Genomic DNA, 1,389 nt, shown 5'->3' on the forward strand with positions numbered 1-1,389 from the left:
CATTCGTCCTGTGAGCCCGATCACCGGAATACCGAGACGCTTCACAAATGGAAGCAGCTGCAGCAACTCCTGCGTTTCACCGCTGTTGGAAATCGCAACCAACGCATCGCGTCGAGCCAACATTCCGAGATCTCCATGCACACCTTCGGCGGGGTGCAGGAAGAACGAGGAGGTACCGGTGCTGGCCAGCGTCGCGGCAATTTTTTGACCAATCAAACCGGACTTCCCCATGCCGGAGACGACGACCTTTCCCTTACACTGAACAAGCAGCTGCACCGCTTTTGCGAACTTGGCATCCAGCCGGTCCACAAGCGATTGGACGGCTCGCGCTTCGATTTCGAGCACCCGCCGACCGTCGGCAAGACTTTCTTCTATTTTTGTAGTTTTCGAATCTCGACCAGATGGCTTCACCGTCATAGTTTGGCTTCGCCTTTTCGCAACCTTCGTTACTGGATTAGCTGCCTTCACCTTCGTAGATTGACCACGCCGCGCGGGAGCTTTCAGCTTCTCGGCTTGGCTGCGTCGCATATCCGCAAGACCCGTTCGAGCAAGGACTTTAAGTGATGCAACGGGACCATATTCGGCCCATCGGACAGTGCCTCGTCGGGGTTCGGATGAACTTCCATGAAGAACCCGTCGACACCCGCTCCGGCCGCGGCGCAGGCCAACGGCTCGACGAATTCCCGCTGGCCGCTGGATTTGGACCCACCGCCACCCGGCAGCTGAACGCTGTGCGTCGCATCGAAGACGACAGGATACCCGAAGTTTCTCATGATAGGAAAGGACCGCATGTCCACGACAAGATTATTGTAGCCGAATGACGACCCACGCTCGGTGAGCAGAAGTCGACGGCTTCCACATTCTTCGACTTTCTTAACCGCATTGCCCATTTCTATCGGCGAGAGAAATTGCCCCTTCTTAACGTTCACGACTTTCCCTGTCTTGGCAGCGGCAATCAGCAAATCCGTCTGCCGACAGAGAAAGGCCGGAATCTGAAGGACATCCACCACCTTCCCGGCTTCGGTCGCCTGCTCCTCCGTATGCACGTCGGTCAACACAGGCACAGCAAAGTGGTCCTTAACTTTCTTGAGTATCGCCAGGCCCTTTTCAATCCCAGGACCACGAAACGATGTAATGGACGTTCGGTTGGCCTTATCAAATGACGACTTGAAGACGTAGGGGATTCCCAGTGACTTCGCAATGTCCGCAATATGGCCGGCCGTGTCCATTACCAGCTGCTCGCTCTCAATCACGCAAGGCCCGGCAATCAGAAACGGGCGCTGCCCTTGTCCGACCTTGAAAGAACCGATGTCTACAAGATGTGACATAGTCAGAAATTAGTGGCCGAGCTTTTTCCGCAGAGCCGCTCCCACGAATCCGCTAAACAAG

General features: G+C 55.6%; 2 protein-coding genes. Both read right to left on the reverse strand.

The window, feature by feature from the left end; all coding sequences use genetic code 11:
* A partial coding sequence (locus tag HZB34_16415; GenBank protein ID MBI5317547.1) for an SIS domain-containing protein occupies positions 1-417 on the reverse strand: 417 nt, incomplete at its 3' end.
* A gap of 83 nt (positions 418-500) precedes the next feature.
* Positions 501-1,328, reverse strand: coding sequence for a 3-deoxy-8-phosphooctulonate synthase (gene kdsA / locus HZB34_16420; GenBank protein ID MBI5317548.1), 828 nt, complete (start codon positions 1,326-1,328; stop codon positions 501-503).
* Positions 1,329-1,389: the final 61 nt, after the last annotated feature.

This window comes from Nitrospirota bacterium (assembly GCA_016219645.1).
Taxonomy (GTDB): domain Bacteria; phylum Nitrospirota; class Nitrospiria; order Nitrospirales; family Nitrospiraceae; genus Palsa-1315.